This window comes from Bacteroides sp. GD17 (assembly GCF_038448625.1).
Lineage (GTDB): Bacteria > Bacteroidota > Bacteroidia > Bacteroidales > Bacteroidaceae > Bacteroides.
In genome coordinates this window covers 219,745-241,801 of sequence record NZ_JBCEZS010000006.1, presented here as the reverse complement: position 1 = coordinate 241,801, position 22,057 = coordinate 219,745, and the positions used below count along the sequence as shown (strand labels likewise).

Below are 22,057 nucleotides of genomic sequence, written 5' to 3'. Positions count from 1 at the left end.
AGAAATAGTCTTGCAATTTATCAATGCGCATAATCAAATCTTTTCATTAAGCTTATCGAGAAGTTCGTTTGCGCAGTTCTTCGCATAATCTTCATCTTCATCATAGAAGGGCTTAACTGTTACCCAAATTCCTGCAAATTTGACTTGTACTTCGTAATTGGGAAGAACATATTTTTCATTTTTCCCGTTACAATGGTCTTCTACCCATATGGTAGTCTTATTGATTCTGTACTGTTTCATCATTGTTTGCTTCTTTAGTTTGAAAGTTTTTATCAAGTATCTCAATGCACTTTTTGACTCCGGTATCAAATCCTTCCTTATAGTTTTTAGTGTGCTCACCTACAACATATACAGTCATTGACAACCAAAACAGAAGTATGCCAATGGATTTGTACCAGCAAGGAAAGGATATGGAGAAAGGTTTGAAAGTGATAGAAAAATCACCGATCCATAAAAGGCCGATGACAAAAAGAATTATAAAAAATAGACTTTTCATGATTTATCGTTATTAAGTTTTACATATTTACCTTGTAGAGAACACTCTTTTAAGATTTCGGCATTTTCACTACCAAATGCGACAAGGACGCTACCACAACCGGGGCTATCTCCACGCGTTCCATCAGGACGGTAGAATTTTATTCTATTTCGCAAGAACATCATTCCTGCTGCTTTAGTGAAAATGACATCTTGAAATTTGTTACTATCGCACCGATTAAACAGTAGTGCGATGCCGTTACCATGTTCTGCAAGTTTCTCTACAAACTGCCACATAAGTGGCTTAGAGTATGGAGGGTTAAGCCAAATTCGCCCCCCCCAATTCTGTATGAGGCCATTGTCTTGTTTGTTATACATGATTTTTGCTGTAGGCCAAAGAGGGTGCATTGGAGCACAAGGATCAAGGTCAAATTGTCCCAATGCTTCAATGATTTCTCGTGGCGTGTACCATTCATCAGAAGCATTTGCAGATCGTTCAAAAGATGTGTTCATTTGTTACTTTCATTTAGGATTTTACGAACTTCTATATGATCGCAAATTTCGTCTGCCTGTTTTAGAATGTAAGCAATCTCTTCTTCTTTGCTCATATTCTGTGGGCGGTTCTTCGCATCTACTCTCAATTCTGAAATAATCTTATCGACTTCGGGATCAGGAGTTTCAAAGAACTTTTTTAATTTTGCGGCTCTACGTTCAATAAGCTGTTCTGTCTTTTTGTTTAATTTCATATTACAATGTTTTAAAGTATTCACTGCATAAGAATCCTTTTCTCGGAGAAAAATTTTGGAAGTCACAACTCATATAGATTGCTTTCCTATCAGCCCAATGTGCCATATCTTTTTGCCATTGTGGAATAATTTGGTGAGGATCATTCAGATCACGGAAGGGTTGGCAATGTGGAAGGAAACGGCGGCTTTTGGATTTCCAGTAATTAACACGAGCAAAAGACTCTTCAAAGTTCATAAGGATGCAATATAAGAAGTATTCCCCTTTGTACCCATACTTATCAATTAGGGAAGTGGCATGTTCAACTTCTGCAATTTGTCCTGGAGTGTCGCAACCGAACCGAATACGTTTTATCCATTTTACCTTTGCAAGTAGTTGAGCAATTTCATTTGTGACTAAACGAGCATCCAGCCCTTGGTTAAAATCCACTCTGACACCCAATTTAATAATCTTCTCTATTTGATGTAATCCGTAATCGGAGGCTAATACATTATTATCCATGAGAATAGCTTTCCTTCGTCCGGCTACGACTTCTTCAATATCCATGTAAGGCGATATTTTTCCTTCCTTTTGAGGGACAACACACCATTTACATCTGTTGGGACAACCACGGGTGAGAAAACCATAAGCTAAATCAGGAACAATGTTGTAAATGGAATAATCAGGTTGAATACGATCTATTTCGATGGGAAGTACTTTCTCTATATCATATCCGGTGCCACCTTTTTCAATTTGATCGGCATTAATATAATATTTATAATCGGGTGTAAAGGTGAAAACTTTTGCTATATATACTTTATCGTATGGGGATAATGGATTATACCACTCTACATCATGGCCACGTGCTTTATGATAGTTGCTTATCTTCATCAGAGCAAGATTCGGATAATTACTATCGACCACCAATAGTCCAATCTTCATATCGCTACTATTTATTAGTTAAACTTGGTATAGGCATCCACAAGTCATTATCAGATACATCACAACAATAATCATCCGCATCTGCTGTGTCCCATACGTGATAATGTTTGTTGTAAACCAAGATTTCCGGTTCATAGTGTCCCTTAGCGGAAGTTATGGCCAGTACAGGTTCGCTCTGTTCTGATATGTCTTTTTCATCTACAAATGGAAGTTCGTCTTTTGCCTTTTTCCACGAGGATTGTTTCGACTGCCATTCTACACCAGCCCTATATGCACATGGAGTCTTACCATCAGCTAACAGCCCGTTACATTTCTGTATGCAGGATTCTCCATTCTTGTTCCAACAATGCCCAAAGTCATTTATCTCTTCTCCTTGTCCGAAGAAAGGACAAGAAAATTCTGCTAATTCTTTTTCGTTCATAGTTGATTATTATTGAATTATTCTACAAGTACATTCGACCAATAACACGAAAAAAGTAATGCCAAAAAGAAATTTCCAATACTTGATTCTTCTTTCATTCCTACTTTTATATAGACTCCATTCATATTCCACAACCTTTTTGCAATCGTCTTTATAGTGTTCAAAATGTTTGTCAATGTAATGGGTAATATCATCAACAATGATGTGCTTTACCTCATCAGATACAGATTCGGGGTAGCCACGTTCATCGTAATTTAATTCGGTAATAACTTGTTGTCTTATTACTTTCTCCACGCCATTTATACGGAAGCGCATTGATATTCCACTTGATTTGACATGACGCAAGAACATTTCTTTAGCAAGTTTTTCCACCTCTTCTTCTTTTAGTTTGGCTATTGAGTCAATTCGGTCGAACTCTGCTTCATCAACAATGATAATAGGATTCTCCGGCTTCATTCTATGTATTTCCATAATGTTCCTTTCTATATTGTTTTACGCTAACTCTTCTACAACTACATTGTATCCTTTTTCCAAAACGGCACGTTTATGAACTCCGCATAAGTATTCTACGTGTCCATTTGGATAAATCACTTTACACTTTGCTTTATACTTGCAATCAGAAGTATTGTGAAATCCTCGGACACGGCTTGCTCCATTGTCAACTTTTTCTTGGCATTTTATTGTTTCCATTATACAGTTCTTGTTTGTTTAGATTATACTATTATTGATTTATTATGTTTATCGCAAACTAATTGCTTGAATGGATAGAACTTATAGGCATCACATTTCACAAAAACATCAAATGCTCCACCCCTGGAATATAGGCAATTACCACAATGGCGATCACGAGTTCCTATAGTTAGACCTATTTTCATATTCTAATCTTGATTTATTAAAAGGGCAATTCATCATTATCATTCAACATTGGGCGGCAATCAGTCTCTATGACTCCACGTACTTCATAAGATTTCAAAGAGCACAAGACATACGCTTTTCGTCCAGTTATTAAGGCCAGCCTTTTGGCCTCATTTTCCGCAGACGTTATATCATCATGTTTAAACTTTGGTTGCCATCCACCATCTACATAAACCATGAATAAAGGGGATGATTTGAAAGCTGATATTGCTTTCCCGTTTTTGCTAACAAACTCCAACTCATTCTCCCAAAATGCCTTTTTGAGTGGTTTGATAAAAATAGCACCAGTTGAGAATATTTCTATTTGATCATCTTTGTATATTAATCCGTTATGTTTTACTATCATAATTTATTTCTGCTTTTAGTATTCTGAATTTTATGCAGCCTCTTTCCTAAATTTACGTAGTCTCCTGCTAATTGTTTCACAAAGGACTCGCGCCATATTTACCTCAACAGCATTTCCTATAAATTTCTTTTGATCGGCTTGTGTGCCAATCAATTTGTAATCTTCCGGGAAGCCCATTATCTTTTTCAGTTCCGGTATGCGTAGCATCCGCATTTTAATGTCAACGATACCATACAAGGCCATGAACTCTTTTATCTTCCGCGTCATTGGGCTGTCAGTATCGTATATTTCAATCGCTACACGTCCGGTTTCAGTGGCAATCAAGTAGGGCGGCATCTTATCCATGCGAGCAATAAGAGTGAAACAAGGGTTATCAACGGAGCTGCCAGCGCTGTTGAACTGTGGATTCATCAGATAATGCCATTTCCGGTTTGCGGTTATTGTCTGTGCCGGTTCCTCTATGTTGCTACCAATATTTGAGAAAGAAGTATTCATAATCCAAGGCTTGCATGTTATAAGTTTTTGCTTGGGATTGGTTAAAATTGCCGGACAAATATTGTCAATACTTGTATGTTGTCCTCCACCGGAATACTCATTGGCGATAAACCTTGGAGTTACTAATGATAATCTGTCTTTTGTTGTAACTGTCGCAGACGGATCGTTTACCGAACGATTAAAGCCGTTCCCATAGTGCGCTGATACGAAGGCATGATGGTCCCTGCATGTGATTGTTCCGGCAGGCTCTTCCACTGATACATTCTTGCTTTCGGGATGTCCGCTGAATTGTTTGGAAAGAAAGCAAACTTGCGCTACTCCAAGTCTGTTTTGTGTTGTTACCACCGGACATGGTTCGTCAATCCCAGGAGCGTTATATTTCCCCGTACGGTTCATAGAGTTATACTTGATAAGGAAAGCATCTTTACCACCCGCTACAAACTTGATAAGACCAGCATAAATACGTTCCAGTGTCTTTTCCGCAAGCGGTTTCTCACGGAATATGCTTGCACCTTCATCGGAAAAATCCAGCACCTCTTTTACTGGCTTCCATTTCTCCAGTTTGGAAAACATATCTAACCTACCTCCTTTGCAGTGAGTAGGTTCCGGGAATACAATTGGCAGACCTTTCTTGGCGAATATACCAAAGAAGCGTTTCCGTGTTGTATAAGCTCCATAATCGGCGGCGTTCAATATTCGGTGGTCGAAGTCAAAACCGTACTTCTTCACATTACGCACCCAACGGAGATAACATTTGCCCTTTTCCATGCTGATGGGCTTTCCGTTTTCGTCCATATCGCCCCATGACATAAATTCCTCAACATTTTCAATCTGAATGTAATCAGGGCAAATAGCTTCGATATACCGGAATAAATGCTCTGCAAGTGTCCGACTGTCTGCATCGCGCGGTTGTCCTCCTTTAGCCTTTGAAAAATTGGTACATTCAAGTGAAGCCCAAAGAACAACCTGTGCGCCGGGATATTGTGCCCTACATTTAGCAAGATGTCTAATTAATGGAGAAAGTTCCAATGTACGAATATCTTCTGTAAAATGGAGCGCATCAGGATGATTGGCCGCATGGCTCGCTATTGCGTTTTTATCATGGTTTACGCAAGCGATAACCTTTGCGCATTGTTCACCGTCCAGTCGAGCGTTTTCTACTCCAGTTGAAGTGCCACCCGCACCGCAAAATAAGTCTATGTATAGTAGATTGATTTTATCCATATTTCATTAAATTGTTAGTTAATCCTCATATTCATCATCATCGCCTAAATCAAGCCGATCATCATCACACATACATTCATCCTTTCTATAATTACTATTCACATAAACCGTGAAACATACTCATACAAGCATAGCCGCCTTCCGGCTCAAACATATCAGGTGTATGTTCTTTTACGTATTCCAAGACTTCCTCTACATAGGGATATTGCTTATTCTTACAAAATCTTTGAGGAATGTATGATGGAGGAAAGAAGGAATGTTCTACAGTCTTTTCTGCTTGAATTAGACGTTGGCACATTTCAGGATCATTTTTGGCAATAAGTCCGATCTCTTTATGTCTGCACATAATACATGGAAAACAACCTACACGGGAGAAACCGCGATAATATAGTGGATTTGGCTGTTGTCCTGCATCCAGTATGCAATCTATAACTTGCTGTGCAGTCCATTTGAATATCGGCCTTAAAACAGAAGCGTCATATTTAGAACACCAGTCTTTAACATCTTTACTTCGGTAAATTTCAGTTTTCCCTTTTTTGTTAGGTTGGAAATACGATTTGAAGTACATACATTCTTCTTCCATTGTTGCGCGCTCTGCACTTTCTCCGGCTCTGATACCTTGTATGATAATACAACTTTCATTAAGAGAAAGTACATAGTCAATCATGGGTTTCATTTTTAATTCACTTGTGCAGAATCGGGCTTGTGAGGACGGGAATCTTTGCTTGTGGACGGCTAATGAAACGAAATCATATTTTGATTTTAGAGTCAGTAATTTCACTCCCATTTGCGAGCAAACATCATTCACATGCTTATATGTGTCAGGGTGTTCCCAACCAGTGTCACAAAATACAGCAGTTAAATTCCCCCCCCATATTGTTTGAAGGCTTGGATCAAACATGCTTGTGAATCTTTGCCACCTGAAAAACTTACTAATATTTTCATTTTATGCCAATTCTATTTTTACATATTCATTTTTATTAATCCCGGCACTACCTTTGGGAGAATATACTAACCGACCTCCATCATCCAATATCTTTTGTACATCTTTCATAGCTTGGTATGCTTGGGAATAATCTCTGTATTCTTGGTGTCCTATCGGATATTTGCAAAATCTCCTGCCACCATCAGGCATAATACTGATACCGAATACTATCTCACAGGTTCTTCGGTTGAAATTCTTTTGAGTCCTTACTTTCATTTGATTTCTAATTTTTTTTGATACATTTTCCCAATTTGAGTATGAATACACATTCGTTGGCTGGTGCTCCCCAATTGCTATTGCCTACTCCAACAATGATAGAATTGAGTTCAAAAAGCATTGTCCGTTTAGTATAGCCAAAACGAAAGCGAACATGAGTGTATCGTTTGGGATGGAAACCATTACCACGTGTGATGCAAGAAAAACAAATGACTTTCTTGCAGTAGAAACCAGTTTTTTCATAGGAATTATGACCTTCACATTTGGCTAATCTTTTGATCCAATATTCCTTTATTTCTCTGTATTCTTCTTTCTTCTCCCCGGATTCTATCATTTCATACCATTTAGCTTTTAATGGCAGATCGAGGATTTTCATATTATCCATAGTTTAAAAGAGTTGAGGGTTCCGTTTGTCGTGAAGGATTTTCTGAACACGTTCAATTTCTCCATCTACTTCACGTTCAATCTGTTTGCTTATTCGTAAGTCTATTTGCCTCTTGCTTTTGAAATATTCTTTTTGGCAACGGCGCATTTCTACAACTTTGTCGAAAAATTCTTTAGGAGTCATAGGTTCAATTATAAATGGAAGGCCGCTTAACTGCGGCCTCCCGGTAGTTTATTTCTTTCCAATGAGAAAATCCTTCCACAAATCTTTGAACTGTTGTCCGAAGTAAATTGCAATTTCACTTGACTTTACGGCAAGGCGAGAGCCGACATTCGCGGACGAGTACGACCAGTCGTAAGACGAGTTCGCATAGGCGAGGCCGCAATACGCACCGCTAGGCGCAGAACCGCCCCAAAGAACCAGCTTCTTCCGCTCTTCTTCGTCCATATCATCAATTTCTTTCTGTGTGTAAAGATAGTACCACGGAGCATAGCGATATTCGTTTTCGGTGAATCGTGGAAAATCAGGATCATTGTTTAATGCACGGGCAATTGTACATAATTTCATGTACGCAATTTGAGCAATATCATCTACTTCTTCTTTATGACCGTCTTCATTTTCTACAAGTAAACGAGAGATCGGCTTTACTCCGAGTGCATCGCAAGCATCTTCATAAGTCTTAATGTTGTGATAGTCGGTATAATCAGGCTTTTGCTTCCCGAATAAAGCTGTTAAAATACCAATTGCTTTAGAGCAATCTTTTGCTTCACTGAATGCGGCCGTAACCTTTTCTTGGGTAATTTCAATTTTTGACATGACGTAAACTATTTATTATTAATACTATATCCGAATAATGCAAAATCTCCCCGGCACGGATCATCCGGGAAAATTTGTCTCATGTAGTCCGTAATCTGACGAACCATTTTCCAATCCTCTGTTTTGCGAGAAGTAATGCCAAGTTGATGTGCCATTTTTGCGACATGTGCATCCAAAGGTATGTGTAACTCCGAAGGGTGAAGGATAGTCCAAATGCCTAAATCTACTGGAGATTTACGCACTACCCATCTTAAAAAGAGACAAATACGTTTACATGGAGAGTCGCGCTCTAATTTAGGAATACCTTTTACACCTCCAAAATCGGTCTGAATCTCACAAATGACGTTATTATACCCTTCATAGAAGGTTTCTAAATCATCCCATTCTTTGTAAATGTCATATAACCGTTGGCAAATGCAATAGAAATCATGGTAGGTAAACATTCGGTAGAATGTGGTAATGCTTCCTTTGTACTGTTCCCACTCCTTATTCATAATAAATTCGTAGGGAGAATTATACATTAGATTATTCATATTCTCTGCTTGCTGCATAATCAGTTTACGGTTCCCAAAAGCTATCCATGAAGTAAGGAAGGCACTGATTTCAATGTCTCTTTTATCACTATATTTGCGTGGGAAAAATATGGGATCGTCTTTTATGAAGTCAGGTGTTTCGTATTGGTTTGCCCAATTTATTAGTTTACTTTTTATTTCTTCCATAATATTCTTCTTTCCATTTATTGAAAGCTGCCTCTTTATCATCAACTTTCATTCTTTCAATAAATGAATAGTGAGACTCTAAAAGCTTTTTTGCTTCTTCATCCCCACCGTTTGCTGTTTCTACAAGGTGGGCAATATACTCTCCATAAAATATTCCGTTATTGTCGGATTTTTGTTCGTTAGCTTCATTTATGGAAAGAGAAGAAGCTACTTCATCGCGTTGTGCATCGTATTCCATCAGCCAGCCAAGAATTATATTTCCATCCAATCGGTCATAAACTTTGCCGGATGTCATTGCATTGCGGAAACATAGTTTTATTTCTTCCAATTTGAGATAGTAGAATTTGTCTATTATCAAATCGGCGGTTAGGGCAACTTGTGTAGCATTCATAGTTTTTCCTACATTGAAAAATGACACAAGTTCATTGATCGCAATAACGAGTATAGCCCTTGCTCCGGCTAATGTGATTTCTTTCCTTATGATAGAAAGTGGCAAATCAGGAGTGTTCAGAATTGCATCCTTAATCGAGTTTACTTGCAAGCCCTTGTAATACTCCGCCTGCAAGGTCAGCAAGTCTTTCAACGCTTTCTTTTCGATTGCCGGGAGATTGGTTTTGGCTAAAACTAAATTGTGTTCCTGTTCCATTTTTAAGTTCAAATAATCCAGCCCAATTATTTGCGATAGACTGTTCTACAATAGACGTTGCAATACTTGGATTGGTGTTTGACAATTCGAGTAGTTTATGGTAACATGCTTCTATCCCTGATTGAGTGTAAGCTTGTTTCCGTTCTTGTTTATATTTCACCCACCTTTCAATGATGGGGAGATAATCTGCCGGGACAAATGATAAATCAAGTTCCTTTTTACTGGATTTACTTCTTTTTCCGGCATCATAGCCAGCGAGCCACGATTTTTTGGCTACTTCTTGGCAGTCAGGAAATGCTTTTGAGTATTCCTCTGCTTTTTGGACTAAATCTTTTCCCATAAATTTCCAACTTTTTTAAACTCTTCATTGGCAGGAACCGGGCAGTCTTTTATCCAAACCATGTCTTTTATCTGCCAATGAGATAAATCAGTATTTTCAGGTATAAGAGCCTTCATGTTGGCAAATAGATTAAGACGAAGAGATTTATTTCGGGCTACTTCGGGGAACAGTCCGATTGCTCTATTTGTCTTTAAAAAAGATTCAATGTCTTTTTCCGAGTGCGGGGTATAAACAACTCCATCTACATGAGGCAGAACAGTCAGAATACCATCAGCAAGCGCAGTATATATAAAAATGCTCACCTCATGGTTATATGCTAACATATTAGCGTTTCTAATAGCATCTGACAAGATAGCTACTTCATCAGGGAATAGTAATGGCTCACCTCCAGTAATCATCACTTCTTTGTAATTGAAGTGTTTTACCACCGGGAGCTTATCAAAATCCCATGAGTTATTGCAACACATGGGACATTTATTTGGGCATTGGGTTGTAACCAATAAACGCAATTTTTCCATTATAATGATATTGTTTGGGTGAATTTTAGTTCTCCAGTATAGCCGCGGGATTTTAATTCTGCGATAAGTTCTCGTGGAGAAAACCTCGCTAATTCAGGGTTAGAATATACTTTTTTCAAATTACCCCCCCCCGGAGATTTTTTGCGGCTTTTGGCATAAGCATTACCGCAATCTTTGCAATAGGTTTGCAAACCATCCTCTGTTGAGGCATTTTTCCAAAATTCACTGACCGGAAGTTCACGGCCACACTTACTACATTTTTTCGTTTCCATAATACTATTCTTTTTCTTTAATTCGAGCATATTCACATATAAGAAGGGCATCCGAAATTGCCAATGTTATTTTAAGATAGGGGAAGAGTTGTTGAGCTTTAGCTTTGAGCTTGTTTTTCCATTCTGTCTTACTCATTGTCTTTGAACGGGTGCCAAGCTGTAAAGCCTTTTGCCATACTTGTGGCGTAACACTTACAGTTGGTATTTTAAGTGCCAACAAAGCCATTTCTAAATTTCCATACCCCTTGCCAAAATTGAACATTGCAGAGCCACCTTGTCCTGGCATACCTCCAACTTTTTCAAGATAGCAAATCGTATTATTACTATATGAATATAGTTTATCGTATAGGTCTTGGGGTGTTTCAGGCATTTTAATAACCTCTACAATTTTATTGATCTTAGGCGAATAAAATGCAATACCGCCTTTTTCTCCGGGATCAATGCCGATAATCATGTTATACATCTTTACTTTCGTTTTTAGTTATTAGTCTTTTGATTTTCACAATATCTTTTTTCCCAAGTCTCAATGCTTCACCAGTTTTAATATCAGAAGGTGCAGCCTTGCAATAATCGGTTATTCTTTCAAAATGTCGTAACATAGATTTTAAAAGATAGTCAGGTATTTCAACTCTCATAATATTTTGATTTATGTGGATAAGCCCGGACTCGAACCGGGAACTGTTGCAATCAGTCTGTCGTTTCAGCTTCCGATTGGACGTGTATCGGGCGTTAATAGCATGATTACCCAACTCGTGATGCTATTCGTGCATTTTTACCACTGAAACTAAGCGTTTACCAATTTCGCCACTTATCCGGTTGCCTCTGCCTTCTAACAGAGGCGTTTTCTAAGATGAACAAAAAGACTCTTTGTAGTTTCTACCGCCGTGGAGCACTGTGCAGCATACTCGGCTCGACTTGCAAAGAGAAGAAAAAAGGGTGAGGATATGGTTCCCGGAAAGGCGGTCAAGCCCGTCCGGGATAGCTGATTATTAATCGGGTTAATGATTATTGCTTTAAAAACTTTGCGAAAGTCTTGATTGATCCTTCATTACTACTCTTTAGAGAAGTAAGTTCGGCGTTTTTAGTAGTTAAAGAGGAAATTTCAGATTTATTCTTTTCAATTTCCTTATCAATATCGCTATTCAAAACTTCCAAATCGGATTTAGCTTGTGCAAATTGGGATAAAATAGTTTCCCTTCTTTGTTGAAATGTTGCCATTACTTTGTCATTTTAAGAAATTCAGGAGCGATACCATACAGAGGTATTTTCCCGTCCCACTTCACTGTTATTGTTCAATAATGGCAATTTCCGGTGCCAGTTTGCGAATAAGCAATAGTTGCTCGTCAATAGCTTTGTTGCGTTCTTCCTCTACAATTACTTCTGCACCGGGAGAACAGAGCGACAACCGAATATTGCGTCCATCTACATCAGCAATGATTTCTACTTCAATTTCTTCTGCCGGACGGCCTTTGAAGATAGGAACAATGAGATTGAATGAAGCTGGAAGATTGGAGTTAACAACCTGACTGTAATTGTCGGTTCGGCTACCGTTGTCTTGACGGGAGTTCTCTACTTTTGAATCAATGCTGGCTTTGAAATTCTTTAAAACAGTAACCAATTCCATGTTATACTGTGCATCTTTGAAAAAGGCACGATTCATCTTAAAGAACTTTGAAAGTTGTACCGGCTCCCATGTTTTGTTTGTGTTGATACCAAATTCAAGAAACTTGGGATAGTACTTTAATTCACCTTGTACAATGGCTTTGTTTCTGCTATCGGTTTCATTCGTAACAAGTTTGATTGACATATTTTCACGGTCAACAAGGATATAGCAACGCTTCTGATTGATTTGTTCCTTTTCGGAAATTCTTTTCAGAAGAAATTCGTGAACACTTTCGATTGTTCCAATTAAATTCACCTTGTCAGGCTCCAGCACTGGCAATACATTTTCTTCGTTAAGTTCAATAACTCGAAGAGTAGCTTCGGTCACACCCGAAGCAAAATTCACTTGCATCTTTTCGTTTTCCATACGGTTTTACAATTTTTTAGTTCTATTTTTAAATGATTTAGCTGGTTTGAAATGCGGAGTGTAATGTTCTGCAATGGTGATTGTCTCGTTCTTTGCGATATTACGAGCAACTTTCTTCTTATAATGTTTTGGCGATAAAGTACCAAAACCTCTTATATATAGAGTTTTCCCTTCGGCTACGGCATCCATAGACTTTTTGATAGCACCTTCTATGACTTCTCGTACTTCGCAAGCAGCTATTCCGGTTGAATCAGCTACTCGCTTAATTAATTCTTCCTTTCTCATGGCTTATCCTTCCGTTCCGGTTGATTCGATACCTTCATAGATAGTCTTTTGCATTTCTTGTGCTTCCATTGGACGTTCTTTAACCAATTCGGCGTTGCCATTATAATATCCGACGGTGCGAGTGCTACGTTCCATAAATTTGAAGCATTCATCAGTAATCTCTTCATAGCCACGTTTAATGTCCGTAAGCAATGTCTTTTTACGTTCTTTCTTGGGTTTCAGCTTATCTTTATATGCCTGCATGAAAGCCTTCTTTTCCTCTTCCAGTGCAGCCATATCAAGATCAATGTTTGCCAATTCTGTTTTCCGTTCACCCATTTCTTCCTCACTGAAAGGAGAGGTATAAGTGATTCTTTCAACTGCTGCGCAATTGTCTTCCAACATTTGTCTGCGAAGCAGTGGATTCTTATCTTTAAAGAGTTCTTTTTCCATATTATAACGGTTTTAAGTCATATCGGGCAGAGCCGACAAATGGTTGTGGATTAGTTCTGACTTGTGCTTTGTGTATACCATCTGTACGGTGATTGAACAATTGGGGTAATCCCGTAATTTTATCATATACAACCAGTTCAGATGATACATAACAAATAAAGCCTTTCAAACGCTCTTTCAACCATGCGTTCTGATAGGCTCTACGTTCACGATATTCTCGGTAGCTCATTCCATTTGGACGAGCAGTAAGAAGGGGAGTGCGATTCTCCGCAACTACCCCTTCCCGAAGGACTTTGTTCTTCTTCATTAATAAAATCTTTAAATTGTTGTTCTGAAATAAATTTAGTGCAATGATTGTACCAAGTTCCATCGTTTAATTGGAATGGATCATCTGATTCATCCGTTCCCATCAAAAGACCAACTACAGCATCGTTCCTGTTTCCTTCATCCCATAAAATGACAACATCGCCAATGGTAGGAATATATTCAGGCTCCAACTTTTCAAAATTGAAAGAGAAATGCTTCTCTTCTTTCACAACAGAAAGCATTTGAGCCTTCTCTTCTTCGGTTGCTTTGCGAAAACCTTCCATTCCACCAATGCCAGCTTGTGGCTGACTTTCGACAAAGACTCTTCCACCTTCATCATTGGAAGGTATATATTTAATATACCCCAAAGGATATTTCACTGGTGGCAAAAATGAAAGAGACTTTTCTTCTCTTATTTCGGAAAGAATCATCATGCAACCACCGCCGCGTTTCGGATTGATAATTACATCACCAGGTACGAATGTTTCACCTTCAAATTCAAATTTACCCCCCCCCGCAGCTTTTTGAGCAGGTTGCATACTCTCTTCATCTTTCACGATCTTTACTGTGTGTCCTTCGGGCACTTCAACTGTTACTTTCATTTTACTTTGATTTTAAATTGGTTATTATATTCATTGTATTTTTCGGGGCAAGTTGTTTCTATCACTCCGTTTATAGTGGAAATACGAGTCAACTTCCCGGCATTATGAAGCTCCTTTTCAAGTAATTTCGCTTTATGCAAAGCAGCCAAAGAATGAGCTTCATTATCAGTCTGTTCTTTGGCTACCGCAATACTTGTGCTTACTTTTTCCCGCGAATCCATTATTTGATTTCTTCTGCGTATGGAGTATCTTCTTCTTCAAAATCATCAGGTTTTTGGCCTTGTGATTTTTTCCAGTCCTCAAACATTTCATCATCCAATTGGCTCTCTGTTTCAAGGACTTTGAGCATTGAAGGTGATATGCCAAGTTTGGGTAGAAACTTGAATCCCCAATTGATAATCGTTTTTCGAGCCATTTCCTCGAAGTCTGTGTCCCACGGGGATTGTTTTCCTTTCTTTACAGCTTCGCTGCGATTCTTAATTTCGTCAATACGAGATTTAGGCATCGCATCAAATTTTACTACGCCGGAAGTTAATATGGCGAAGTAATAACCACCGAGTAGTTCGCCACGATCTCCAAACACATTTGGCTTGTGAGTAAGAGCACCAGCATTTCCTTTTGTCATGGAAAACTCGTCATTTGCATAAACCAAATCTGCATAAATATCTTTCACAACACCAGTGCGGATCAGGATGTCGGCCTTACCCATATATGAAGTCTGAAATTTCACTTTGCCCTTGTAGGGGACGAGATAGCCAAGCTTTAATTCGGGATTAAGTGTCAATCCAGTAAGAGATACATTCTTGATAGCTTCGACAAGATGATCGGGATATTGCCGCGCACAATCAATCAGATAGGGGTTATTCAACATTGCCTGCATAGCAAAGTTGACCTCACGAGCGAATTGCTGTTCTGTTCCTCCAGCAGCCAAAAAAGCTTTCCTGGGAGAAATAAAGCAGTTTTCCAAACCTTTTAGCTGGGAAGGAAAAGCCGGTGGGGTAAAAGGTACTGGGGCCTGCGCTGTGGAAGGTGTTGGGGAGGCCGGTTCTGTCTTTGTTGGATCGGGAGAGTTTTGCTGTCCCATTTCCAAAGTCCCTTGTGAGGACTGATTTTCAGTTTTACTCATTGTTCTTGATTATTATAAAAGTTAAACATCCTATTTTTTTCAAATGCTGGAGTGTCAGGCATCATAATTCTTCGTCCCCTAAAGCCGGGCTGAATGAATATCTGTGCGCCATCAAAATCGTTTTGTTGAGTACAGTAAACGTGTTGTTCCAGTAACTTCTTGAAGACTAAAGCACTTGCACCCATTTTCACGATACCGTCTTCTATGTGAAAAGCCCAATTTGCTGCACTAACGAACACTGCATCATAAGGAGGTGTCTTTTGCTGCATTACCCAATAAAATTCTTTCCACACGCCAGTACGTTCATGCTCAAAGAATTGGTAGAAGGCAGCGGATATTCCATAATGAAATTTGGCAATAGTCCGATTGACCGTTTCTTCATGAAGATCGTCAACGGCTAATGTTTTCCAATCAACAATCTTTTTTCCAGTCTCAATGTCCGGGCGATATTTAAACTTACATCCTTCATACTCAACAAAATGACTAACCTCGGCTTTTCCCCACTTTAGTATTTGTCTGATTTGTTTCGAGGTGTCCCTACAATTGTTGAGAAGTTCATAAACCATTGTCTCAACTAACTGTATATCAGTCGTACTTGTCAAGGTTTTACCTGGGTTAGCCTCTTTTGCCTCTATCAATGCAATCTGATATTTTTGCGTATCTCGGCCATACGGACTGCCGGTTTTAGGATTGATTGGAGGTTCAAATACGAGAAGATTATTTCTCCATTTCTCCAGTTTACCAGTGTTAGCAAGACTTTCCATTGCATCATGGTAAAGAGAGCCTTTTTCTGACGCTTCTACGCTGATCTCGAATAGTTCCGGGTGCAATGCCTTATATCGGGCAAATTTGGGAGATACAAGGTAGTCTTTAATCTGCGTACTACTAAGGTAGTCTTTAAACCTTTCTCCACGATGATATTCCTCATTGGGAAGATCATAGATCGTATCTTCTATTTTATTCATATATTGAATTTTGAGGTTCCTATGAAAGACTCCCTACTTTCACAAGCAAGGAGCCAATAACTAATAAATTTATTCATCACTTGTGGTTAATTCTTTCTTGTAATTTGCGAGGACATACGTCTTTTCTTCCTCATTTAAAGAATATGCTTTCACCATGAATTTTATAGCCATCTCTTCGTTATTATCAGAAAGGGGATAATAGTCAACGGCAAACCTTCTTGTGAGTGTATTCAGTCGCATATACTTATCCTTCACCTCTGATACTCGTTCTCGAATTTCAGCGACAATGTCAGAGGTATCTTGCAATTGTTGTTCATATTCCTTTTTGTCTTTTTCGGCTTGTTCTTTCATCGCCTTGTTTTGTACAGCAAAGTCCGTTATTTTAGCATAAAGCTCTTTTGAATATACCCAGCCGGACATAACATCAAAATCAGAATTACCTCTATAGGCGTACCGTTCTTTCTTTATAAGGTACTTGTAATCGCTCCCTAATTTTTGCCAGTCATAATCGGTCTTCCGTAATGACTTAGCATTTTGTAATGCTTCTGCTACTTTCTTTACTTCTTCCATGTCCGTGAAGGCATAGCCATCAAGAATAGGAATAGTGAAAATCTGAACATCAGCAGGCTCGATTTCAAATAATTCAGGAATAATTGGCTTATCCATGATTTTAATTCCTTCCTCCATCATGCGGAGCTTAATAAGCTTTTGCACGTCTTCCTCCGTTAGCGCAAGTATTTCTTGCTCGGTCATTTCTGCAATTTTTCTCATATTGTTAGTTTTTAAAAATGTGTTCCCGTCCGCGTTCCGATGCACTGTTGGCCGTAGCTTTTTAGCGGTGACTACTTCTTGCGAAGCACGGGTTATGTACGCATATTCACAAGGTTATTCCTGCTACGTGAGGGAACTACTTACTATAGCCTTGTGAGGGTTAATGCGTTTTCCAAAAGCGATTCGCCCGCCCTTCGCCTGCGAATACTTAATGCAATTAAGGACTTGATTGCGCTTTAGTTAATTTGTTCGGAATCCAGCGTACGGACGCCAACCCCGTATGCTTACTGATAGACGTTTTTTCAGACTGGATTCTTTACTATGACAATTCTATTGTGTGTCTAAACAACCATTTTAAAGCTATCGGTGCATTCTCATACTTCCCGTAAGGTGGGAATACCCCACATATCGCTGTGGATCGGAGCTATATTTTATTTAAAGAGTACCCTATAGCCCTATCGGGTGCTCATATCTAAAGTAAAATTTATTAGACCTTTCAGCGTATCCGTTGCCTAATCCGTTATTACTTACGCCTAAAGACTTGGCTACTGATGAAGTCATTATAGTAATTACCTATTCTAAATTATCACAAAGCAAATACCACGATTTGCCGACCAAAGTCTAACTATTTATTTTTACAACGATGCCGATTTGACCTTTATCGCAGCACACATCGTTGTCAAGTTGTGCCTATTTGTGTAGTCCACTTTCGGCGGAGGATAACTTGCAACCTCTATTTTTTTACCAATATGTCAAAGAGCGTTTTGTTAGTTCCCGGAAAGGCGATCAAACCCAGCCGAGATTATTTCCTCTCTAAGAATTGAGTCAGGGAAGATTTAGTAAAAATGAGCTTCTTGCCATTTTTAGAATGGGGTATATCTTCTATGCGATTGTATAATGTCTGAACTTTCCAGCCAAGAAATGCGGCAGCTTGTTTGGTGTCAAGATACTCTTCGGCTTCTATAGCTACAATTTCGCTTAGAGTCTTCTTCACATCTTTGCGAATAATCTTATGTAGCTCTTCTGCGATCATTTTGGCTTCTGAACGAGTCATTTCCTTTCAATCGCTTCAATGGTTATACTACATGCTTTGGCATTGATGGAGGTCTTATACCTTTCCACATCAGAAGGTTTATCACTTGAATTATTTAGTTGATAAGCAAATGATGATGCGCTTTTACAAGACTCATAATCGGGTAGTGTAAATTTCGTAGAGCTACCAGCCCTAATTGATAAGATGTCTTTCTTTGTTACTTTCATGTTATTTTCTATTTTATGCTTAAATTTTCCACAAAATATTTGCATAAAAGAAAGCTAACAACTATATTTGCCAATGAGATATGTAGTATGCGGCTTGATAAGTCGCCAGCCTTCTTTTTGTCTAAGCTTACTTACTTTGTTTGCTTTTGACTCTGCAAATATACTACATAATTTGGAAAGCAAGCATAAAATACTACTATTTTTATGTAGTATTTGTATGTTGTAAAACATGTTATATGTAACACTTTGATTATTAGCAAGTTATACAGACTGTGTTTTGTAAAAAGTGAAGTAATATTTTGATAAGAAAGCAAAAAGAAGAAAAATATCGTTCTTTATATGTTGTACAATTAGTGAAGTAAACCTCAATCTCATCCGGTAAGGTGCTGGATTGCTGCATAGTTAGCCCTAAGACGGTTTCCCGCTTTTGCTATATGCAGCATAAGAAATGTCTCGTCCGTATAAGTACGCCGTTCTTAGCTGGCCGGGCATTAACAAGTTACCCAACTTCCCGGATTTTTCGCTTACTTGTAGCTGTGCAGGCATCCCGGTTTCGTTTACCTCTCAATATCGCACGCTCTCGCAGTATTGAGTTTTAAGAGTACAACCCTCTGTCTCTCCGCTATGCGGCCTACCGCCGATTGTACAATGGATAAAAAAAAGAAAATCCGCAAATAGGTAGCAGCTATTTACGGATTTCTATATATAAAACTCCATTTAGGAGGTTTTATCATTTTATGTGGTAATACTGCTACTATTACGAGCACAAATATACTACTAAATTTAGAAAGTATGCAAGAAAATGAAGAAAAAAAAATAAGCGATCTCTCAAAGAGGTTTTTGCAAGCGGTAGCATATAGTGGGCTGTCAGGCTATAAATTAAAGAAAGATAATATTATACCAAGCGAATCGACTTTGACGAAAATAAAGCAAGGGGTTCAATTGCCAAGTAAAAAAACAATTGATCTCTTTTGCGAAAAATACAATATCAACAAATCATGGTTATATACTGGAGAAGGATTATATGCAAAAACCTCAAATGATAATGTAGAACCATCAGAGCAGGATGTCAATGATGCTTTTGATAATGCAAGATTGCAGACTGAATCTATGCCGGAGATCGCAAAAGCCGCTCCATACATTCCGGATTCACTTATTAAAGTCCAATACGTTCCCATTGATGCAGCAGCTTCATTCGTAGAAAGTCTATATGAAACTACTTATTCTATGGACTACTACGGTGTAATGCCGGAAGACGGTGAACAATTGGATGATACTTATATGGTATTTCAGGTTTATGGTGACAGTATGGAGCCGACAATACCCAATCATGCGAAAATACTCGCACGTAAGATAGATGAAGGATTATGGGAAAATGCAACCGGTGTAATTGTTATTGTGTATGGAAAAACTCTTTCAGTAAAGCGAATATTGAAAAATGCCCTTTTCTTAGATAATATACTGACGTTAAAAGCCGACAATCCTAAGCATGGGCAACTTGATATTGAAAGAAGAGAGATAAGATGTATGTGGCAAGCAATACGTATCATAAGCCAAAAAATTATTTGATATGGAGAAAGAAAGAGCTATTGATAGGCTACGAACGTTCGCAAAGTATGCGCGCGACAAAGGGGTAGTGAAGGGGGAAATATCATTTGAGGCTTATTGCGGTTTATCTCATAAGTATATATCCAATGCCGTACGAAATGGGAAGGGTGCGATTGGAAGCGATATAATAACTCGTATTGCAGACAAATTCCCGGAGTTAAATGTGAAATGGCTTTGTACGGGCAAAGGAGAAATGATTGGAATGGATATTGATATGAATGTCAATTATAGAGCCGCTTATGAAGGTGCGATGATGCAAATAGAGGCATTGCGCAAAATAATCGAAGAAAATGAGAAAAAGTGATATTGATATGATACCATTAATATATTTATGAACTGTATCTTTTTGATTATTAATACAATACAAAAATGTGTTAGTCCCGTACGCACCGCAAAAGGGAGTAACAGTAGTTACTCCCTTTTTTTGTTGTGTATCCAGACAGCTAAGGTATCGGATGTGTATTATGGTTATTCGTCTTTAAAAGTTACTTATTCCATTCATTTATCCCGCCGCACCCGTGTTTCCTCCCTTCTGTGGGGAGTGGTTCCGGGTGATGTTTATTCCATGGGATGCTTCGCGTTGCCCAGTATGACAAGGGGAATATCCTGCTGTCATACTGAGCTTTCCCCCCGCTGTCATCCTGAGCGAAGCGAAGGACCCCGTTGCTGCGGCTGCAACCTGATGTCACTCCCCCTGCAGCCCGATGTCCGCACCGTCGAGGTAGAGCGAGAACGGGAGGGCGGAGGGATGGGGGTCGCCGGCGGCATCGCGGTAGAACACGGTTTTGAGCGTGAAGCGGGGCACGTCGGCGGGGGTGAGGGGGATGGCGCCGGTGCCCGTGCCGGTGATGACGGTGGGGAAATGGATGCTTTCGTCCGAATCCAGATAGTTGTTCAGCACGAGGGAGCAGGCGAAGGCGTCGGGAAGGGGGAGGCCGACGGTCACGGTGGGGGGAGTGTCGTACGTTCCACGACCACCTACCTAAAAACCGCAAAACGTCCTGTGATACTTTCTCAAATCAAAATGTGAGCTTTTTAAAGTCATTAACACAAAACGAATTGCGAGATTTTATTTATTTTCTGCCCTTCTTTAAACACCTCTCAAAAGCATTTTAAAAAGCGTTCAAATCATACGTATTTCGTATCTTTGTATAAATCTTAGGGACAAACTGCCTGAGTTACCACAGTCCTATCAGGACTCAGTGCAGGCGCTGCGGGACACGTTTACGCGACTCAATATAATCATGGACGGAATCGCTTGCATAAGAATTGCTGACCCTGAAGTTAAACGGATTTTAGTATCAATTTTTGATGCTGACAAAAACGGTGAGATTAATGAAGATGAAGTAGATGGAATTACTCGAATTGGCCGGTATAATTTCAGTGGAAACACTCTGATTAAGAGTTTCGACGAAATGAATAAGTTTACCAACCTGGTGAATATAGAAATAGGTTCTTTCATGAATTGTACGAGCTTGGAAAGCATCTCCTTTCCCGATCATCTAACGTCATTCGGGCAACAGGTATGCAACGCATGTACTTCTTTAAAAAAAGTACATTTACCAAATTCGCTCACTCATCTTGGTGGAGGGTGCTTCAATAATTGCAGTTCATTGAGAGAAATAACTATTCCGGAGGGCGTTACTGTCTTAGATTCCTTCGCAAACACTGCATTGGAAGAGATTAAGATACCGAATGCTACAACTTCTATCAAGGGATTTGCCGGATGTATATATCTAAAAAAAGTGGATATCGGTACAGGAGTGACAGAATTTAAGCAAAGTGCCTTTCAGAATTGTGACGCTCTCGAGGTATTCATTATGCGTGCTGTGACACCTCCAAGTTATGCCGGATGGACTTTACCTGATGGCTTCTCAGGAACTATTTATGTGCCCGATGCTTCGGTTAATGCTTATAAGACGGCAAGCGGATGGTCAGGACGTGCATCAAAAATAAAACCTCTCTCAGAATATAATGGGTAAAAAATCGGAGTTATGGAAATAAATGAGAATCATATCAAAGCGAGCGACGGCAAAGTGCTCCGACGCATTAGTGACGGCTGGATAGCCGGGGAAGAAATATATCTCGGATATGCTTATTACCTCGGTGGTATCAAACTGGTAGAACCTATCTTGGAGTTACCTGAACACTATGAGGAGATAGATGCTCCAATCCCAGAAGAATGAGAAAGACAATCAGCCCGTGAGATATGTCACGGGCTGATTGTCGCTTAAAT

The 22,057-nt window shown here is 39.2% G+C and carries 38 protein-coding genes; 4 read left to right on the top strand and 34 right to left on the bottom strand.

Features of this window, described 5'->3' with window-relative positions; genetic code table 11:
- Positions 1-33: 33 nt before the first annotated feature.
- The 33 genes from AAE250_RS12010 to AAE250_RS11855 form a co-directional block, all read right to left on the bottom strand.
- Positions 34-243 (bottom strand): hypothetical protein, encoded by a 210-nt coding sequence (locus tag AAE250_RS12010; protein WP_342288953.1) that lies wholly within the window; start codon positions 241-243, stop codon positions 34-36.
- Positions 218-496 carry a hypothetical protein gene (locus AAE250_RS23630; RefSeq protein WP_446715751.1) on the bottom strand — a complete coding sequence of 93 codons (279 nt, stop codon included), beginning with the start codon at positions 494-496 and terminating at the stop codon, positions 218-220. Before AAE250_RS23630 ends, AAE250_RS12010 begins: the two co-directional genes overlap by 26 nt.
- A complete protein-coding gene (locus AAE250_RS12005; protein ID WP_342288952.1) occupies positions 493-987 on the bottom strand; it encodes a DNA N-6-adenine-methyltransferase in 495 nt (164 codons plus the stop codon). The genes AAE250_RS23630 and AAE250_RS12005 overlap by 4 nt, the downstream gene beginning before the upstream one ends.
- A complete protein-coding gene (locus AAE250_RS12000; RefSeq protein ID WP_342288951.1) occupies positions 984-1,220 on the bottom strand; it encodes a hypothetical protein in 237 nt (78 codons plus the stop codon). The genes AAE250_RS12005 and AAE250_RS12000 overlap by 4 nt, the downstream gene beginning before the upstream one ends.
- A 1-nt stretch (position 1,221) precedes the next feature.
- Positions 1,222-2,139, bottom strand: coding sequence for a radical SAM protein (locus tag AAE250_RS11995; RefSeq protein ID WP_342288950.1), 918 nt, complete (start codon positions 2,137-2,139; stop codon positions 1,222-1,224).
- Positions 2,140-2,146: 7 nt separating this feature from the next.
- A complete protein-coding gene (locus AAE250_RS11990; protein ID WP_342288949.1) occupies positions 2,147-2,560 on the bottom strand; it encodes a hypothetical protein in 414 nt (137 codons plus the stop codon).
- A gap of 9 nt (positions 2,561-2,569) precedes the next feature.
- Complete coding sequence (locus AAE250_RS11985) at positions 2,570-3,031, bottom strand: hypothetical protein (RefSeq protein ID WP_342288948.1); 462 nt, start codon at positions 3,029-3,031, stop codon at positions 2,570-2,572.
- Between the two features lie 21 nt (positions 3,032-3,052).
- Positions 3,053-3,250 (bottom strand): hypothetical protein, encoded by a 198-nt coding sequence (locus AAE250_RS11980; protein ID WP_342288947.1) that lies wholly within the window; start codon positions 3,248-3,250, stop codon positions 3,053-3,055.
- A 202-nt stretch (positions 3,251-3,452) separates the two neighbouring features.
- Positions 3,453-3,821 (bottom strand): hypothetical protein, encoded by a 369-nt coding sequence (locus AAE250_RS11975; RefSeq protein WP_342288946.1) that lies wholly within the window; start codon positions 3,819-3,821, stop codon positions 3,453-3,455.
- 30 nt (positions 3,822-3,851) lie between these two features.
- Positions 3,852-5,540: a DNA cytosine methyltransferase gene (locus AAE250_RS11970; protein ID WP_342288945.1), complete on the bottom strand. Its 1,689-nt coding sequence runs from the start codon at positions 5,538-5,540 to the stop codon at positions 3,852-3,854.
- A 94-nt stretch (positions 5,541-5,634) separates the two neighbouring features.
- A complete protein-coding gene (locus tag AAE250_RS11965) occupies positions 5,635-6,441 on the bottom strand; it encodes a phosphoadenosine phosphosulfate reductase family protein (protein ID WP_342288944.1) in 807 nt (268 codons plus the stop codon).
- Positions 6,442-6,486: 45 nt separating this feature from the next.
- Positions 6,487-6,741, bottom strand: coding sequence for a hypothetical protein (locus tag AAE250_RS11960; protein WP_342288943.1), 255 nt, complete (start codon positions 6,739-6,741; stop codon positions 6,487-6,489).
- A gap of 7 nt (positions 6,742-6,748) precedes the next feature.
- Positions 6,749-7,126: a hypothetical protein gene (locus AAE250_RS11955; protein WP_342288942.1), complete on the bottom strand. Its 378-nt coding sequence runs from the start codon at positions 7,124-7,126 to the stop codon at positions 6,749-6,751.
- Between the two features lie 3 nt (positions 7,127-7,129).
- Entirely contained in the window at positions 7,130-7,309 is a 180-nt protein-coding gene (locus tag AAE250_RS11950) for a hypothetical protein (protein ID WP_342288941.1), read from the bottom strand.
- Positions 7,310-7,357: 48 nt separating this feature from the next.
- Entirely contained in the window at positions 7,358-7,942 is a 585-nt protein-coding gene (locus AAE250_RS11945) for a hypothetical protein (RefSeq protein ID WP_342288940.1), read from the bottom strand.
- 8 nt (positions 7,943-7,950) lie between these two features.
- Entirely contained in the window at positions 7,951-8,661 is a 711-nt protein-coding gene (locus tag AAE250_RS11940) for a TIGR02757 family protein (protein WP_342288939.1), read from the bottom strand.
- Positions 8,642-9,202, bottom strand: a complete 561-nt coding sequence (locus AAE250_RS11935; protein WP_342289021.1) for a hypothetical protein — start codon at positions 9,200-9,202, stop codon at positions 8,642-8,644. Before AAE250_RS11935 ends, AAE250_RS11940 begins: the two co-directional genes overlap by 20 nt.
- Entirely contained in the window at positions 9,183-9,647 is a 465-nt protein-coding gene (locus AAE250_RS11930) for a hypothetical protein (RefSeq protein ID WP_342288938.1), read from the bottom strand. Before AAE250_RS11930 ends, AAE250_RS11935 begins: the two co-directional genes overlap by 20 nt.
- Positions 9,632-10,165, bottom strand: a complete 534-nt coding sequence (locus AAE250_RS11925) for a radical SAM protein (RefSeq protein ID WP_342288937.1) — start codon at positions 10,163-10,165, stop codon at positions 9,632-9,634. Before AAE250_RS11925 ends, AAE250_RS11930 begins: the two co-directional genes overlap by 16 nt.
- Positions 10,165-10,437, bottom strand: a complete 273-nt coding sequence (locus AAE250_RS11920) for a hypothetical protein (protein ID WP_342288936.1) — start codon at positions 10,435-10,437, stop codon at positions 10,165-10,167. The genes AAE250_RS11925 and AAE250_RS11920 overlap by 1 nt, the downstream gene beginning before the upstream one ends.
- Before the next feature lie 4 nt (positions 10,438-10,441).
- A complete protein-coding gene (locus tag AAE250_RS11915) occupies positions 10,442-10,891 on the bottom strand; it encodes a hypothetical protein (protein ID WP_342288935.1) in 450 nt (149 codons plus the stop codon).
- A gap of 1 nt (position 10,892) precedes the next feature.
- Entirely contained in the window at positions 10,893-11,072 is a 180-nt protein-coding gene (locus AAE250_RS11910) for a hypothetical protein (protein WP_342288934.1), read from the bottom strand.
- Positions 11,073-11,442: 370 nt separating this feature from the next.
- The gene (locus AAE250_RS11905; RefSeq protein WP_342288933.1) at positions 11,443-11,655 is read right to left on the bottom strand and encodes a hypothetical protein; all 213 of its coding nucleotides are present in this window, start codon (positions 11,653-11,655) and stop codon (positions 11,443-11,445) included.
- Positions 11,656-11,722: 67 nt separating this feature from the next.
- On the bottom strand, positions 11,723-12,466 hold the full coding sequence (locus AAE250_RS11900) for a hypothetical protein (protein WP_342288932.1): 744 nt from the start codon (positions 12,464-12,466) through the stop codon (positions 11,723-11,725).
- Between the two features lie 6 nt (positions 12,467-12,472).
- Positions 12,473-12,751, bottom strand: coding sequence for an HU family DNA-binding protein (locus AAE250_RS11895; RefSeq protein ID WP_342288931.1), 279 nt, complete (start codon positions 12,749-12,751; stop codon positions 12,473-12,475).
- A gap of 3 nt (positions 12,752-12,754) precedes the next feature.
- Complete coding sequence (locus tag AAE250_RS11890; RefSeq protein WP_342288930.1) at positions 12,755-13,183, bottom strand: hypothetical protein; 429 nt, start codon at positions 13,181-13,183, stop codon at positions 12,755-12,757.
- A 206-nt stretch (positions 13,184-13,389) separates the two neighbouring features.
- Positions 13,390-14,091 carry a hypothetical protein gene (locus AAE250_RS11885; RefSeq protein WP_342288929.1) on the bottom strand — a complete coding sequence of 234 codons (702 nt, stop codon included), beginning with the start codon at positions 14,089-14,091 and terminating at the stop codon, positions 13,390-13,392.
- Positions 14,088-14,312, bottom strand: coding sequence for a hypothetical protein (locus tag AAE250_RS11880; protein WP_342288928.1), 225 nt, complete (start codon positions 14,310-14,312; stop codon positions 14,088-14,090). The genes AAE250_RS11885 and AAE250_RS11880 overlap by 4 nt, the downstream gene beginning before the upstream one ends.
- Complete coding sequence (locus AAE250_RS11875; RefSeq protein ID WP_342288927.1) at positions 14,312-15,217, bottom strand: recombinase RecT; 906 nt, start codon at positions 15,215-15,217, stop codon at positions 14,312-14,314. The genes AAE250_RS11880 and AAE250_RS11875 overlap by 1 nt, the downstream gene beginning before the upstream one ends.
- Positions 15,214-16,182 carry a PD-(D/E)XK nuclease-like domain-containing protein gene (locus AAE250_RS11870; protein ID WP_342288926.1) on the bottom strand — a complete coding sequence of 323 codons (969 nt, stop codon included), beginning with the start codon at positions 16,180-16,182 and terminating at the stop codon, positions 15,214-15,216. Before AAE250_RS11870 ends, AAE250_RS11875 begins: the two co-directional genes overlap by 4 nt.
- Positions 16,183-16,251: 69 nt before the next feature.
- Positions 16,252-16,953 carry a hypothetical protein gene (locus AAE250_RS11865; RefSeq protein WP_342288925.1) on the bottom strand — a complete coding sequence of 234 codons (702 nt, stop codon included), beginning with the start codon at positions 16,951-16,953 and terminating at the stop codon, positions 16,252-16,254.
- Positions 16,954-17,755: 802 nt separating this feature from the next.
- Entirely contained in the window at positions 17,756-18,007 is a 252-nt protein-coding gene (locus tag AAE250_RS11860) for a helix-turn-helix domain-containing protein (RefSeq protein ID WP_342288924.1), read from the bottom strand.
- The gene (locus tag AAE250_RS11855; RefSeq protein ID WP_342288923.1) at positions 18,004-18,213 is read right to left on the bottom strand and encodes a hypothetical protein; all 210 of its coding nucleotides are present in this window, start codon (positions 18,211-18,213) and stop codon (positions 18,004-18,006) included. The genes AAE250_RS11860 and AAE250_RS11855 overlap by 4 nt, the downstream gene beginning before the upstream one ends.
- 792 nt (positions 18,214-19,005) lie before the next feature.
- Between AAE250_RS11855 and AAE250_RS11850 the strand changes: the two genes are divergently transcribed.
- Both AAE250_RS11850 and AAE250_RS11845 read left to right on the top strand, forming a co-directional pair.
- The gene (locus AAE250_RS11850) at positions 19,006-19,782 is read left to right on the top strand and encodes a S24 family peptidase (protein WP_342288922.1); all 777 of its coding nucleotides are present in this window, start codon (positions 19,006-19,008) and stop codon (positions 19,780-19,782) included.
- A gap of 1 nt (position 19,783) precedes the next feature.
- Positions 19,784-20,125, top strand: a complete 342-nt coding sequence (locus AAE250_RS11845; protein ID WP_342288921.1) for a hypothetical protein — start codon at positions 19,784-19,786, stop codon at positions 20,123-20,125.
- 381 nt (positions 20,126-20,506) lie between these two features.
- Here the strand turns inward: AAE250_RS11845 and AAE250_RS11840 are convergent, their stop codons facing one another.
- On the bottom strand, positions 20,507-20,767 hold the full coding sequence (locus AAE250_RS11840; protein ID WP_342288920.1) for a hypothetical protein: 261 nt from the start codon (positions 20,765-20,767) through the stop codon (positions 20,507-20,509).
- Positions 20,768-21,065: 298 nt separating this feature from the next.
- Between AAE250_RS11840 and AAE250_RS11835 the strand changes: the two genes are divergently transcribed.
- Together AAE250_RS11835 and AAE250_RS11830 are read left to right on the top strand one after the other, a co-directional pair.
- Entirely contained in the window at positions 21,066-21,803 is a 738-nt protein-coding gene (locus AAE250_RS11835) for a leucine-rich repeat domain-containing protein (protein ID WP_342288919.1), read from the top strand.
- 12 nt (positions 21,804-21,815) lie between these two features.
- On the top strand, positions 21,816-22,007 hold the full coding sequence (locus AAE250_RS11830) for a hypothetical protein (RefSeq protein WP_342288918.1): 192 nt from the start codon (positions 21,816-21,818) through the stop codon (positions 22,005-22,007).
- The last annotated feature ends 50 nt before the right edge of the window (positions 22,008-22,057 follow it).